This is a genomic window from Agrobacterium leguminum, from assembly GCF_015704895.1.
Taxonomy (GTDB): domain Bacteria; phylum Pseudomonadota; class Alphaproteobacteria; order Rhizobiales; family Rhizobiaceae; genus Agrobacterium; species Agrobacterium leguminum.
Map to the genome: position 1 here is coordinate 53,879 of NZ_JADQWB010000013.1, position 13,465 is coordinate 67,343.

Consider the following 13,465-nt stretch of genomic DNA (forward strand, 5'->3'; position numbering starts at 1 on the left):
TCGCTTAGGGCGCCTTCACCATATGCGGCTGCCATATCGGTGCCTGCGGCGCGGAAGCGATGCCGAGCTGATCGATGGCGCGGGCGGCAAGCTGGTCGACAAAATCGTTGACGCTTTGCGGCCTGTTGTAAAAGGCCGGCACCGGCGGCATGACGATGGCGCCAGCCTCCGTCACCGTGCACATGTTGCGCAGATGGATAAGATGCAGCGGCGTCTCGCGCGTCATCAGCACAAGTTTCCGACGTTCCTTCAGATGCACATCGGCGGCGCGGGTAAGGAGATTGTCCGAAAGCCCGGTTGCAATGGCCGCGAGCGTCCGCATGGAGCAAGGGGCGACGATCATGCCGGCCGTCGGGAAAGAGCCGCTGGCAATCGCCGCGCCGATATCGTCGATGGCATGATTGACGCCGGCGAGCGAAAACATCCGCCCCATGGCTTGCGCCCCTTCCTCATGCAACACGGTGCGTCTGGCGGATTGCGACAGGACGAGATGGATTTCGACGCTTTTCATCGCTGCGAGGCGCTCGATAATACGCAGGGCGATGCCGGCACCCGAAGCGCCGGTGACGCCGACCACGACGCGGCACGGGGTCATGGCCGTTCTCCAAGGCCGAGATCGCGCCACATCAGATCCACTTTCGCGATCACGTCAGGCGTCATGGATAGCACGCGGCCCCATTCGCGCTCCGTCTCCGGCGGTAGCTTGCGGGTGGCGTCCAGCCCCATCTTGCCGCCGAGACCGGCTTTAGGAGAGGCGAAGTCGAGATAATCGATTGGCGTATCGTCGATGATCGTCGTATCGCGCGAAGCATCGAAACGGGTGGATAGCGCCCATATGACATCCGCCCAGTTGCGCACATCAATGTCGGGATCGACCAGAATGATGAGCTTCACATAGCTGAACTGCGGCAGCATCGACCAAAGGCCCATCATCACCCGCTTTGCCTGTCCCGGGTAACGCTTGTCGATGGATGCGACCATGACGCGGTAGGAACAGGCCTCCGGCGGCATCCATAGATCGACGATTTCCGCAAACTGCTTTTTCACGAGCGGCAGGAAAATCTCGAGCATGGCTTCACCGAGAACCGAGGGTTCGTCCGGCGGCCGGCCGGTATAGGTGGAAAGATAGATCGGATCGCGGCGCATGGTGATTGCCGAGAGCGTCATGACCGGGAAGGATTCGACCGAATTATAATAGCCGGTATGGTCGCCATAGGGGCCTTCGAGTGCCGTTTCCGTTGCCGAAACGGTGCCCTCCAGCACGATCTCGGCATTGGCCGGCACCGGCATCGGCACGGTCAAGGCTTTTGCGATGCGGCTTTTCGAGCCGCGCAGCAGGCCGGAGAAGCCAAGCTCGCTGATATGGTCGGGAAGCGGCATCACGGCGGCGAGAATGGTGGCAGGATCGGCCCCAATGGCGACGGTAACAGGCATATCCAGCCCGCGCGCCCGCCACAGCCGGTGGTGATGCGCGCCGCCGCGATGCGCCAGCCAGCGCATGATCACCCTGTCCGGTCCCAACACCTGCATGCGATAGATGCCGACATTGATATCGTCGGGATCGTCAGGCGAACGGGTGATAACCAGCGGCCATGTGATGAGCGGGGCCGGCTCGCCCGGCCAGCACCATTGCACCGGCAGGCAGGCAAGATCGACCGCATCACCCGTCAGTGCCTTTTCCTGCACCGGCGCGCGCGAGACGTTGCGTGGCCGCATGGAAAGTGCTGCTCTCAGAAGAGGTAGCTTACCCCATGCCTCGGCCATGGATTTCGGCGGCTGCGGCTCGCGCAATTCGGCGAGCGTTCGTCCAAGTGCGGGCAGGCCGCCGGTCTCCAGCCCCAACCCCCATTCGATGCGCTGCCGCGTGCCGAACAGATTGGCAAGCAGCGGCATTTCCCGCACCTTGCCCTCATGGTCGACAGGTCGCTCGAAAAGCAGCGCGGGTCCGCCATCGGCGAGCACGCGGCGGTGGATTTCAGTGATTTCGTGCACCAGCGATACCGGCTGGCGGATTCGCCGCAGCTGCCCACGTTCTTCCAGCAGCCGGATGAAACCGCGCAGATCGGCGGTGCGGATGGGTCTCGTTTCTGTTGCTTCGTCTCTCATGCCGCCTGTTTGCAGGCGCCAGTGCGGCATGTCCTTGCGCTGCCGCAAATGCGGCTCAGTGCGAACGAAGATAGTCGGCGAGAACCAGAGCGTGGTTGTGTTCGGTATCGTGGGCGGCATAAAGCAGCGTGACCCGGCCCTTCGCCATCAGTTCCTTCATGTGCGCCACGGCATCGGGATTGGCCGAAAGCTCCTCACGATAATGCCGGGTGAATTCCTCAAAGCGAGACGGCATATGGGAGAAGTTCTTGCGCAATTCGTTGCTGGGCGCGATTTCCTTCATCCACAGGGAAAGCTTTGCGTTTTCCTTGCTCATGCCGCGGGGCCAGAGCCGGTCTACCAGAATGCGCGCGCCGTCATCGTCGCTGGCGGGTTCGTAAATCCGTTTGACCCTTAAATCGGACACGGGCGGCCTCCTTCGCTTGGCAAGTGAATGATTTATAGCGGCTTTTGTGAAGGTGCACCCGAAAATTTCCCTGTCTTTGCGTTCGCTCAAACCGCCACCCGCGCGTTGCGGTTAGGTTGCCGCCCGCAACTGAGCCGACAGGACCTTTCATGAGACCTTTTCCCGCCGCCATCGCCCGCCCCATGAATTTTCTGCCCATTGCCGTGGTGCAGCGAGCGACGGCGGCGATGCTGGCGCAGATCATGAAGCGGCATCCGGATATGTTCGTCCGGCTCGGTGAACATCGTGGCAAGCGCTACGCCTTTCTGCCCGTCGATCTCCCCTTCGCCTTCATGGTCGAGCCGGCAGGTCCCGCCATCACCGTCAGCCGCAAGGCCCGCCTGCCCAAGACGGACGCGGCGGTCGAGGGACCGCTTTTCATGCTGCTTGCGTTGATGGAGGGGCGGCAGGATGCCGATGCGCTGTTTTTTTCGCGTGACCTGAGCGTGACGGGTGACATGGAGGCGATGCTGGCGCTGCGCAATGCGCTCGATGATAGCGGCATCGATCTGCCGCGCGATCTCGGTGCATTTGCCGGACCTTTCGCGCCAATGGTAACGGGCCTTGCGAACCGCCTGCGCGGCCATGTTCTATCCGAAACGCGGGGAGGTAAGGCATGGAACTGATCTGTCCTGCGGGAACGCCCGCCGCCTTTCGCGAGGCCGTGGATGCCGGTGCCGATGCCGTCTATTGCGGGTTTCGCGATGAAACCAATGCCCGCAATTTCCCCGGCCTTAATTTTTCCCGCGAGGAACTTGCCGAGGCCATCGTTTACGCGAAAAAGCGCGGTGTCCAGACCTTCGTGGCGCTCAACACCTTCATGCGCGCCGGGCATGAGGATATCTGGTATCGCGGCGCGGCCGATGCCGTGAAGGCGGGGGCGGACGCGCTTATCCTTGCCGATTTCGGCCTGATGGCGCATGTGGCGGAACATCATCCGCAGCAGCGGATCCACGTCTCCGTGCAGGCCTCCGCCTCCAATGCGGATGCGGTGAATTTCCTCGTCGATGCCTTCGGCGCGAAACGCGTGGTGCTGCCGCGCACGCTGACGATTGCCGACATCGCCCGGCTGGCGCGGCAAATCCGCTGCGAGATCGAAATCTTCGTGTTTGGCGGCCTCTGCGTCATGGCGGAGGGGCGCTGCTCGCTATCCTCCTACGCGACAGGCAAGTCACCCAACATGAACGGCGTCTGCTCGCCGGCAAGCCATGTCCGCTACCGGCAGGACGGGCAGGAGCTGGTGTCGGAACTTGGCGATTATACCATCAACCGTTTTCCGGCCGGCGAGGCGGCGGGTTACCCCACGCTGTGCAAGGGCCGTTTCGAGATTGCCGATGACAGGTCCTATGCCTTCGAGGATCCGGTGTCGCTTGACGTGATGGACCAGATCGATGCCTTGCGCGAGGCGGGGGTCAGCGCGCTAAAGATCGAGGGCCGCCAGCGCGGCAAGGCCTATGTGGCGGAAGTGGTTTCCACCCTGCACCGGGCGCTTGCTGCCGGTGCTGAAGAGCGTGGCAGGCTGCTTTCCCGCCTCCGGCTCTTGAGCGAAGGCCAGCGCACCACCGTCGGTGCTTATGAGAAACGCTGGAGATGACGGCGATGGCAAAACCCGCAAAAGCCACATTGGCGCTCGGCCCGGTCCTCTATCTCTGGCAGAGCGAGAAATGGCGCGATTTCTATTTCCGCATCGCCGATGAAGCGCCCGTCAGCCATGTCTATCTCGGTGAAACCGTCTGCTCCAAACGGTTTCATTTCACCGAGCCGCATCTGGCAGAGGTGATCGAGCGGCTGGAGAGTGCGGGGAAACAGGTGATCCTCTCGACGCTTTCGCTGGTGACGCTGGAGCGGGAAAGTCGCCACCTGCGCGGCCTGATCGCCGATAGTCCCTATCCGGTCGAGGCGAACGATCTTTCCGCGCTCGGCATGCTGCACGGCACGCCGCATGTCGTCGGTCCAATGGTGAATGTCTATAATGCCGCGACCGCGCGGTTGCTGTCGTCTCGCGGCGCGAGCGCCATATGCCTGCCGCCGGAACTGCCGATGACCTCGGTGGAGCGCATCGTGGCGCAGACGCCTGATGTGGACTTCGAAATCTTCGCCTTCGGCCGCCTGCCGCTCGCCATTTCGGCGCGCTGCGCCCATGCCCGCGCCAAGGGCAATATCAAGGATAATTGCCAGTTCGTCTGCGGGGACGATCCGGATGGATTGCCGGTACGCACGCTCGACCGGCAGTCGTTTCTGGCGCTGAACGGCGTACAGACGGTGTCGCATACCTGCCAGTCGCTGCTTGGCGAATTACAGGATCTGGCCGCCGCCGGCATTTCCCGCTTCCGGCTGTCGCCGCAGGACTGCGACATGGTTGCGGTGGCGCAAATCCATGACGATGTTCTGGCCGGCAGGCGGGAGGCGGAGGACGGTCTTGCGCGTCTCGGGCAAATCTATCCGGATGTGCCCTTTTCCAATGGTTTTCACCACGGGCAGGAAGGGGCGGCTTGGATCGCCCGCGCCCGCAACACGGCGCACGGGGTGAATGCATGACGACGAACGGGCAAAGCGAGCAAAAGCTGCCCGCAGCGACGCCGGGCGGAGCGGATATCGCGGCGGCAATCCATCTGGTGCGCGACATTGTCTTGCAGAGCGCGCTTGATTGCGGCTGCCGCGACAGGGTGCACGAGGCGCTGCGCGAACTCGAGGATTTCGAGCGCCAGCGCAATATCGTCAAGCTTCTGGCCGCCGCCCGCGAGGAGCGGCGCAAGATCGCGCTCCTGACCGAGATGCTCTGCGATTTCGCCGAAGACGACACGGTGGATCAAGGCGTGGTTGAAACCGCAAGCCTGATGTTTCTCGATATCGCCGCCGCCGCTCAGGAGGGCTCGCGGCTCCTGCGGGACGCGCTCTCACTCAAGAAGGGTGAGTAAATCCCTGTTTTCGGCCCTGTTTGATCCTGCGCAAAGAGCGGGCGCTTGCAAAATGTCATTTCCGGGGTGGTGACGCGCCGGGACCGGAAAACGGTCTGAGCGAGCGTTAGGTGCATTATGGCGCTTCCGGCGCGAAAGGATCAGGACCATGGCCCATCTCACCCGTCGTCAGGCTCTTTCAGCCTTTTCCGGGCTCGCGGTCGCGACACTTGCCGCACCGCATGTTGCGAAGGCGGAAGCGCCGCTCACCTTTTATGGCCCTCCGGCCGCGCCCTCCGCCGTGCTGGCCCATGCGGTAAAGGCCGGGTTCCTGAAGGATGTCGCACCCGGAGCGGTCTTCAAAGCCTGGAAAACGCCGGATGAAATGCGCGCCGCCGTCGCCTCTGGTTCCATGGGGGCGGTGGTGATGCCGAGCTACGGCGTCGCCAATCTCCACAATCGCGGTCTCGGCCTCGGGCTGTTGAACGTATTGACCACGGGCCTGCTCTATATCGTTTCGAAAGACGGGACGCTGAACTCCCTGCAGAGCCTTTCCGGCAAGACCCTCGCTTTGCCGTTCAAGAACGACATGCCCGATCTCGTGTTGCGCCGGCTTGTTGCCGAAAACGGCCTGAAGCCCGGCGACATCAAGCTGGAATATGCCGCCTCGCCGCCGGAAGCCGTGCAATTGCTGCTGACGGGACGGGTGGATGCCGCCCTGCTGAGCGAGCCGGCCGCGACCGCCGTGCTCATCAAGGCGAAATCGTTTTTCATGACCGTCCATCGCACCATCGATATTCAGCGGGAATGGGCGAAGGTGGCGGGCAAGGCTGAAATTCCGCAGGCTGGCCTCGCCTTGACATCGCCGGTCCAGCAAAAACTCGGCAGGGCCGGTATCGAGGCTTTGCAGGACGCCATGGAGACGGCGCTCGCCAGCGCCGCGGCCGATCCGAAGATGGCGGCCGCTGCGGCCGCCGATGCCTTGGGTTTCCCGCCGGAAATCATCGCCGCCTCCTTTCCGACAAGTCATCTTTGCGCCCTGAAGGCGAGCGCTGCGCGCGCCGATCTTGAGGCGTTTTACGATGAGCTTGCCAGGGCCGACCCGGCAATCATCGGCGGCCGGCGGCCGGATGACGGGTTTTATCTGGTGTAGCAGGCATGAACCGCATTCTCGAAAGTCTTGGCTGGATGGGCCGCTATCTCTGGGCGGGCTGGGCCGGGCTTTCAGGCATTTTCTGTTTTCTCGCCGCCTGGCAGGCCGGGCATGAGATTTATGGCTCCTTCATCCTGCCTTCGCCGGGAGAGACCTTCACGGCAATGGGGCTTCTGGCGGCGCGGCCGGATTTCTTCGCCATCCTGTCGCAGAGCGCCGTCAGGGCCCTGACCGGCTTTTCCATCGCTGCCGGCATCGGCACGGTGGCGGGCGTGCTGGCGGGTTATTCCTTCGCGGCCATGCGGTTGATGAAGCCTGTCGTCACCGTTCTGCTCGGCGTGCCGCCCATCGGCTGGATCGTGCTGGCGCTCATCTGGTTCGGCTCGTCGGGGGGCACGGCTGTCATGACCGTCATCATCGCCTCGGCTCCCGTGTCCTTTGCCGGTGCGCTGGAAGGTGTCGCCAAGCGGGACCGTCAGCTGGAGGTGATGGCGCAGGCCTTCGGCGCTCCATGGTTTTACCGGCTGCGCACCGTCACCATGCCGCATGTGCTCTCCTACCTCTTCCCGGCCTGGACGACGACGGCCGGAAGCGCGTGGAAAGTAACCGTCATGGCCGAGCTCCTTTCGAATTCCGGCGGCATTGGCGGCGAACTGGCCACCGCACGCGCGCTGTTCGATATCGCGCAGGTCAGCGCCTGGCTCACCATCACCGTCGCGCTGGCGCTGCTGACCGATTACGGCCTGCTGCATCTGCTGCGCGAGGCGCTGGAACGCTGGCGCGCCGCCGGGCTGCCATGGGGTGTCAAACGATGAGCGACCGTTCCATCCTGCGCTTCGAACATGTCGGCCACGCCTTTCTCGGCCGCAGCCTGTTCGAGAATTTCAATCTCGGCATAGCGCCCGGGGAAACCGTGGCGCTGCTCGGCCCCTCCGGCAGCGGCAAGACGACGATTTTGCAGATCGCGGCTGGTATCATCGATCCTGTTCGCGGCCGCGTGCACCGCCATTATCGCCGGCAGGGGCTGGTGTTTCAGGAGCCAAGGCTGCTGCCGTGGATGACGCTTATCGACAATATCGCCTACGGCCTTGCGGCGGCCGGCATGCCGAAACGGGAGCGGCGCGAAAGGGCGGGCCTTTTTGCGCTGGAGGTCGGTTTGGAGACGGCGGATTTCGGCAAATATCCGGTGGAACTCTCTGGCGGCATGCGCCAGCGCGCCGGCGTGGCGCGGGCGCTCGCCGTGGAACCGGACATGCTGTTTCTGGATGAGCCCTTCAGCGCCGTCGATGTCGGCCTGCGCCGTCATTTGCAGGAGCTTCTGGTGGGCGCCGCTCGTCGGCGCGGTTTTTCCACCCTTCTCGTCACCCATGATCTTCATGAGGCGTTGCTGGTTGCCGACAGGCTGATCGTGCTCTCCGGCGTCGATGGCCGAGTCATTGCCGCGCATAAGCCCGCAGGTTCGCCGGGCCGGCGCATGGCGCGTGCGGTTTTCGACGAGGCGGAACGCCTGTCCGAGAGCCCGACCTTCGCCGAACTGTTTTCGGCAAAGGAGCGGGTGCGATGAGGCAACTCCCCATCCTTTCCGAAGCCCTGCGGCTGTTTTTCCCTCTGGCCGCCCTGCATGGCGCAGGCTGGCCCTTCCTGTGGATCGTCATCGGTGGTTATGCCCTGCCTTTCGCCGATGCAGTGCCTGCATCGCAATGGCACGCCCATGAAATGATCTTCGGCACCTATGGCATGGCGCTTGCCGGTTTTCTTGGCTCGGCGGTGCCGGAATGGACGGATACGAAGCCGGTGCAGGGACGAACGCTGCTTCATCTCGCCGGCCTCTGGTTGCCGGGCCGCCTTATCGGCTTTCTCGGGATGGAGGCAGGGAGCCTGTTTGCAGGTTTTTTCGATCTCGCCTTTCTGCTCGCGCTCTGCGTTCTCATCGGCAGGGCGATGCTGGCGCGGCGCACGATGAAACACCTGGCGTTCCTTATCTGGCTTCTTCTGTTTACGGCGGCTGAAGCGGGTGTGCGTTATGCCTGGTGGAGCGGCGATCTCGAACTTGCATCCCGCTTTCTGGAAGCGGCCCTGTGCATCTTCACCGTGCTGTTTTCACTTTCCGCCGCGCGTATCAATGTTGTCGTCATCAATCTGGCGCTCGATCCGGGCGGCGAGACCACGCCTTACCGGCCGCATCCCGGCCGCCAGCATATGGCTGGCGCCATGGTGACGCTTTACATGGCGGCGAAACTTTTCTTTCCGCAAAGCGATGTCTGCGCCTGGCTTTCGCTTGCGGCCGGCGCCGCCTTTTTCGACCGGCTGGCCGAATGGTTCATTGGGCGCGCCGTCTTCAAGACAGAGGTGCTGTTGCTTGGCCTCGGCAACGCCTTTGCGGGCGCGGGTTTTCTGGCGCTCGGCGCGACACGGCTCGGTTTTCCCGTCACGCCCGCCGCGGGGCTGCATCTGCTGACGGTCGGGGCGTTGGGATGCGCCATCATGGCCGTCTTCATCATTGCCGGGCTGCGGCATACGGGCCGCAATCTGACGCATCTGCCATGGCAGGCGCATGCGGCCGCCCTTCTGATGGCGATGGCCGGTCTGGTCCGCATCCTGCCGGAATTCGATTTTGCCGCAACATTATCGCCCTATCACCATGGCCTCAGCGCCGTTTTGTGGGCGGCGAGCTTCGGGGTCTGGTTGCAGGGCTTTCTGCCTTTCATGCGCGCGCCTGGCATCGATGAGGCTGGCGCATGCGGATGAGAGAGACCTTGTCCAGCCGCGGCGACATCACTGTTCCGGCGAATTTGTTTATTTTTTCAGCAAAAGCACAATGTGAAATCAGTGACTTAGAAGAGGGATATTGATGAATGTTAGTTTTGATAAATAATCAATAAAATCAAATGGTTGAACATATTTTCTTTTTGGTCGATTATCACTCCAACCGAATAGGGAAACGCGAATATGCCTAAAATAGTCGCGCCTCAACACGCAGATGAAAAGCCGAGCCGGACGAAGGAACTTGTGACCTTCGCCGTTCTGGCTTTCGGAATCTGGCCCATTCTGGCGGTCGGATTTGTCGGAGCCTATGGCTTTATCGTCTGGATGTTCCAGATCATTTACGGCCCGCCGGGGCCGCCCGGCCATTGAGGGCGAGATGATGATGGAAGTCTCTCTCAGCCGGCGCGATTTCCTGCGCGGCGGGCAAAAAAATAGACCACGCATCTGTCCCCCCGGGGTCGCGTTGAGTGACCTCGCCGCGTGCAGCGGTTGCGCAAAATGCGTCGAGGTCTGTCCCACCGGCATCATTGTTATGGCGGACGGTTTGCCTTCGGTGGATTTCTCCGTCGGGGAATGCACCTTCTGCGGCAAATGCGCGGAGGCCTGTCCCGAACCGGTCTTTGCCGCCCCCGCGGCGCAGCGCTTCGATCATGTCATGGCGATCGGTGAGCGGTGTCTCGCCTTCGGCAATATCGATTGTCAGGCCTGCCGCGATGCCTGCCCGACCGAGGCTATCCGGTTTCGGCCCCGGCGCGGCGGCCCATTCGTTCCGGAACTGCTGGAAGATGCCTGCACCGGTTGCGGGGCCTGCGTGTCCGTCTGTCCCGCCAGTGTGATCGAGATCAAAGAGAGAGCCACGGAGATGCAATATGCCTGAAAATACAGGCCGGTATCATGTTTCAAGCGCCGTGGTGGCGGTGATGCCGCAGATGCGGGACGCCGTGTTCGCAACGCTTTTAACGCTCGACAATGTCGAGGTCCACGGCGAGGGCAACGGCAAGATCGTCATCGTCATAGACGGCACGAGCACCGGCATGCTGGGCGATACGCTCACTTATATTTCGACACTCGACGGTGTGATTGCCGCCAACATGGTTTTCGAACACGTCGACACAGAGGAGACAAGCGGCGATGAGCAGCGAACTGACGCGGCGTGATCTATTGAAGGCCCATGCCGCCGGCATTGCGGCGGCAACGGCGGGCATTGCGCTGCCGGCCGCCGCCCAGCCGGTGCCGGGCGGGGTTTCCGCATTGCAGATCAAGTGGTCCAAGGCGCCCTGTCGTTTCTGCGGCACGGGCTGCGGCGTCATGGTCGGCGTCAAGGAAGGCAAGGTCGTCGCCACCCATGGCGACATGCAGGCGGAGGTCAATCGCGGCCTCAACTGCATCAAGGGCTATTTCCTGTCCAAGATCATGTATGGCAAGGACCGCCTGCAAACCCCGATTCTGCGCAAGAAAGGCGGCGTCTACGCCAAGGACGGCGAGTTCGAGCCGGTGAGCTGGGACGAGGCCTTCGACGTGATGGCGCAGCAGTGCAAGCGGGTGCTGAAGGAGAAGGGGCCGACGGCCGTGGGCATGTTCGGCTCTGGCCAATGGACCATCTTCGAAGGCTATGCGGCGACCAAGCTGATGCGCGCCGGCTTCCGCTCCAACAATCTCGATCCCAATGCCCGCCACTGTATGGCGTCCGCCGCTTACGCCTTCATGCGCACTTTCGGCATGGATGAGCCGATGGGCTGTTACGATGATTTCGAACATGCCGATGCCTTCGTGCTCTGGGGTTCGAACATGGCGGAGATGCATCCCATCCTGTGGACGCGCATTGCCGACCGGCGCCTGGGCTTCGACCATGTGAAGGTGGCGGTACTTTCGACCTTCACCCATCGCAGCATGGACCTTGCCGATATTCCGATGGTCTTCAAGCCGGGTACGGATCTCGTCATCCTCAATTACATTGCCAACCACATCATCAAGACCGGGCGCGTCAACGAAGACTTCGTGAAGAACCACACGAAATTCGTGCGCGGTGTCACCGATATCGGTTATGGCCTGCGGCCCGACAATCCGGCGGAGGTGAATGCCGCCAATTCCACCGATCCGACCAAGACCGAAGCGATCGATTTCGAGACCTTCAAGGAATTCGTCTCCGAATACACGCTGGAAAAGACCGCCGCCATGACGGGGGTGGAAGCCGGCTTCCTGGAGGAGCTGGCCGAGCTTTATGCGGACCCGAACCGCAAGGTCATGTCGCTGTGGACCATGGGTTTCAACCAGCATGTGCGCGGCGTCTGGGCCAACCAGATGGTCTACAACATCCATCTTTTGACCGGAAAGATTTCCGAGCCGGGCAACAGCCCTTTCTCGCTCACCGGCCAGCCATCGGCCTGCGGCACGGCGCGCGAGGTGGGCACCTTCGCCCATCGCCTTCCGGCCGACATGACGGTGACGAACCCGGAACACCGCAAACATGCCGAGGAAATCTGGCGCATCCCGCACGGCATCATCCCGGAAAAGCCGGGTTACCACGCCGTGCAGCAGGACCGTATGCTGCATGACGGCAAGCTGAATTTCTACTGGGTGCAGGTCAATAATAACGTCCAAGCCGGTCCCAACACCAAGAACGAGACCTATCAGGGCTATCGCAACCCGGAAAATTTCATCGTTGTTTCGGATGCCTATCCGACCATCACGGCCATGAGCGCCGACCTCATCCTGCCCGCCGCCATGTGGGTGGAGAAGGAAGGCGCCTATGGCAATGCCGAGCGGCGCACCCATGTCTGGCACCAGCTTGTCGAGGCCGCGGGTGAAGCGCGTTCCGACCTCTGGCAGCTGGTGGAATTTTCCAAACGCTTCACCACGAATGAGGTGTGGCCGGCGGAGATACTGGACGCCAATCCCGCCTATCGCGGCAAGACGCTGTACGAGGTGCTCTTCAAGGACAGCGATGTCGGCAAGTTCCCGTTAAGCGAGATCAACGGCGAATACGAAAACCAGGAAGCAAAACACTTCGGTTTCTATCTGCAGAAGGGTCTTTTCGAGGAATATGCCGCCTTCGGACGCGGCCACGGCCATGATCTGGCGCCTTACGATGCCTATCACGAGGTGCGCGGCATGCGCTGGCCGGTGGTGGATGGCAAGGAAACGCTGTGGCGTTACCGCGAAGGTTACGACCCCTATGTCAAACCGGGCGAGGGCGTGAAATTCTACGGCAACAAGGACGGCAAGGCGGTCATCATCGCCGTGCCCTACGAGCCGCCGGCGGAATCTCCGGATGCGGAATTCGATACCTGGCTGGTGACGGGCCGCGTGCTGGAGCACTGGCATTCCGGCTCCATGACCATGCGCGTGCCGGAACTCTACAAGGCTTTCCCGGGTGCCCGCTGTTTCATGAATGCCGACGATGCGCGCAAGCGAGGGCTCAATCAGGGCGCGGAAATCCGCATCGTTTCGCGCCGTGGCGAAATACGCTCCCGCGTGGAAACGCGCGGCCGCAACCGCATGCCACCCGGCGTCATCTTCGTTCCCTGGTTCGATGCCAGCCAGCTCATCAACAAGGTGACGCTTGACGCAACCGATCCCATCTCCAAGCAGACGGATTTCAAGAAATGCGCAGTCAAGATAGAGCCGGTCGCATGATCAGGAAACACGGATGGATGATCGCCGCTTTCGTTGTTGCGACGGTGGCGACGGGGGCCGTTGCGCAGATGGTGCCGGAATTGTCCGGCCCGCGCGGTGACGCCATGCAGACCGAACCCGCCAAACCTCTGCCGAAATGGGTGATCGACGATTTCAGGCGCATGCGCGCCTATCCGGAGCAGCCGCCGGTCATCCCGCATTCGATCGACGGCTACCAGCTTTCGGTCAACGCCAACCGCTGTCTCTCCTGTCACAAGCGCGAATTCACGCAGGATTCCGGCGCGCCGATGATCAGCGTCACCCATTACATGACGCGCGAAGGCCAGATGCTGGCGGATGTTTCGCCACGCCGTTATTTCTGCACGGCCTGCCATGTGCCGCAGGCCGACACACGGCCGCTCGTGCCCAACACCTTTCAGGACATGAGCGAGATGGGCGTCAAACCGGCGGGTAGCGAATGAT

Annotated in this window: 16 protein-coding genes; 13 read left to right on the forward strand and 3 right to left on the reverse strand. The window is 62.2% G+C overall.

What is annotated here, in order from left to right; genetic code table 11:
* Positions 1-4 precede the first annotated feature (4 nt).
* The 3 genes from I3J13_RS18165 to I3J13_RS18175 are packed head-to-tail and all read right to left on the reverse strand — an operon-like array spanning position 5 to position 2,512.
* Positions 5-595: a UbiX family flavin prenyltransferase gene (locus I3J13_RS18165; RefSeq protein ID WP_196379673.1), complete on the reverse strand. Its 591-nt coding sequence runs from the start codon at positions 593-595 to the stop codon at positions 5-7.
* Complete coding sequence (locus I3J13_RS18170) at positions 592-2,106, reverse strand: UbiD family decarboxylase (RefSeq protein WP_196379674.1); 1,515 nt, start codon at positions 2,104-2,106, stop codon at positions 592-594. The genes I3J13_RS18165 and I3J13_RS18170 overlap by 4 nt, the downstream gene beginning before the upstream one ends.
* A gap of 55 nt (positions 2,107-2,161) precedes the next feature.
* Positions 2,162-2,512 (reverse strand): DUF488 domain-containing protein, encoded by a 351-nt coding sequence (locus I3J13_RS18175; RefSeq protein WP_196379675.1) that lies wholly within the window; start codon positions 2,510-2,512, stop codon positions 2,162-2,164.
* Positions 2,513-2,661: 149 nt separating this feature from the next.
* On the opposite strand from I3J13_RS18175, the gene ubiT reads away from it, so the two are divergent.
* The 13 genes from ubiT (at position 2,662) to I3J13_RS18240 (ending at position 13,464) form a co-directional block, all read left to right on the forward strand.
* Entirely contained in the window at positions 2,662-3,177 is a 516-nt protein-coding gene (gene ubiT, locus I3J13_RS18180) for a ubiquinone anaerobic biosynthesis accessory factor UbiT (protein ID WP_196379676.1), read from the forward strand.
* Entirely contained in the window at positions 3,168-4,145 is a 978-nt protein-coding gene (gene ubiU, locus I3J13_RS18185; protein ID WP_196379677.1) for a ubiquinone anaerobic biosynthesis protein UbiU, read from the forward strand. Before ubiT ends, ubiU begins: the two co-directional genes overlap by 10 nt.
* A 5-nt stretch (positions 4,146-4,150) precedes the next feature.
* Positions 4,151-5,089, forward strand: coding sequence for a ubiquinone anaerobic biosynthesis protein UbiV (gene ubiV / locus I3J13_RS18190; protein ID WP_196379678.1), 939 nt, complete (start codon positions 4,151-4,153; stop codon positions 5,087-5,089).
* Positions 5,086-5,469 carry a hypothetical protein gene (locus tag I3J13_RS18195; protein WP_196379679.1) on the forward strand — a complete coding sequence of 128 codons (384 nt, stop codon included), beginning with the start codon at positions 5,086-5,088 and terminating at the stop codon, positions 5,467-5,469. The genes ubiV and I3J13_RS18195 overlap by 4 nt, the downstream gene beginning before the upstream one ends.
* Positions 5,470-5,617: 148 nt before the next feature.
* Positions 5,618-6,601, forward strand: a complete 984-nt coding sequence (locus tag I3J13_RS18200; RefSeq protein ID WP_196379680.1) for an ABC transporter substrate-binding protein — start codon at positions 5,618-5,620, stop codon at positions 6,599-6,601.
* A gap of 5 nt (positions 6,602-6,606) precedes the next feature.
* Positions 6,607-7,416 carry an ABC transporter permease gene (locus I3J13_RS18205; protein ID WP_142845982.1) on the forward strand — a complete coding sequence of 270 codons (810 nt, stop codon included), beginning with the start codon at positions 6,607-6,609 and terminating at the stop codon, positions 7,414-7,416.
* Positions 7,413-8,165, forward strand: a complete 753-nt coding sequence (locus I3J13_RS18210) for an ATP-binding cassette domain-containing protein (RefSeq protein WP_196379681.1) — start codon at positions 7,413-7,415, stop codon at positions 8,163-8,165. The genes I3J13_RS18205 and I3J13_RS18210 overlap by 4 nt, the downstream gene beginning before the upstream one ends.
* On the forward strand, positions 8,162-9,349 hold the full coding sequence (locus tag I3J13_RS18215) for an NnrS family protein (protein ID WP_196379682.1): 1,188 nt from the start codon (positions 8,162-8,164) through the stop codon (positions 9,347-9,349). The genes I3J13_RS18210 and I3J13_RS18215 overlap by 4 nt, the downstream gene beginning before the upstream one ends.
* Positions 9,350-9,550: 201 nt before the next feature.
* Entirely contained in the window at positions 9,551-9,736 is a 186-nt protein-coding gene (gene napE, locus I3J13_RS18220) for a periplasmic nitrate reductase, NapE protein (protein WP_031234042.1), read from the forward strand.
* 7 nt (positions 9,737-9,743) lie between these two features.
* A complete protein-coding gene (locus tag I3J13_RS18225; protein WP_196379683.1) occupies positions 9,744-10,244 on the forward strand; it encodes a ferredoxin-type protein NapF in 501 nt (166 codons plus the stop codon).
* Positions 10,237-10,524: a chaperone NapD gene (locus tag I3J13_RS18230; RefSeq protein WP_196379684.1), complete on the forward strand. Its 288-nt coding sequence runs from the start codon at positions 10,237-10,239 to the stop codon at positions 10,522-10,524. Before I3J13_RS18225 ends, I3J13_RS18230 begins: the two co-directional genes overlap by 8 nt.
* A complete protein-coding gene (gene napA, locus I3J13_RS18235; protein ID WP_196379685.1) occupies positions 10,499-13,003 on the forward strand; it encodes a periplasmic nitrate reductase subunit alpha in 2,505 nt (834 codons plus the stop codon). The genes I3J13_RS18230 and napA overlap by 26 nt, the downstream gene beginning before the upstream one ends.
* The gene (locus tag I3J13_RS18240; RefSeq protein WP_065655264.1) at positions 12,973-13,464 is read left to right on the forward strand and encodes a nitrate reductase cytochrome c-type subunit; all 492 of its coding nucleotides are present in this window, start codon (positions 12,973-12,975) and stop codon (positions 13,462-13,464) included. The genes napA and I3J13_RS18240 overlap by 31 nt, the downstream gene beginning before the upstream one ends.
* The last annotated feature ends 1 nt before the right edge of the window (position 13,465 follow it).